A 316-nucleotide genomic window follows, 5' to 3' on the forward strand; every position below is an offset into this window, starting at 1 on the left:
TCATCATCCCTGTCCACCATGGCGTACATGGTATCGTACGCCACAGTCCATAACAGGTTCGCCACAAACAGCCACCAGCTCCACCAGGGTAAGGTTTCCAAACTGGCCATAAACGCCATGGGAATGGCCCAACTAAATGCTGCGCCCAGTACAAACTGCGGCAGGTTAGTAAAACGCTTCATAAACGGATAACAGGCCGCCAGCGCCAACGCCCCGAAAGACAATAAGATAGTTTGCCAGTTCAGCAGCAAAACTAATAAGAAAGACAACAAAACCAATAAGGCAAAAAAGCCCAGTGCTTCTTTTTCACTAAGCT

At 48.4% G+C, this 316-nt stretch carries 1 protein-coding gene; it reads right to left on the bottom strand.

From position 1 onward, the window contains the following. Positions 1–316 (bottom strand): UbiA family prenyltransferase (locus tag J0A66_RS22520; protein ID WP_206576047.1); only part of this gene is annotated, 316 nt, incomplete at both ends.

The organism is Bowmanella dokdonensis (assembly GCF_017254865.1).
Lineage (GTDB): Bacteria > Pseudomonadota > Gammaproteobacteria > Enterobacterales > Alteromonadaceae > Bowmanella > Bowmanella dokdonensis.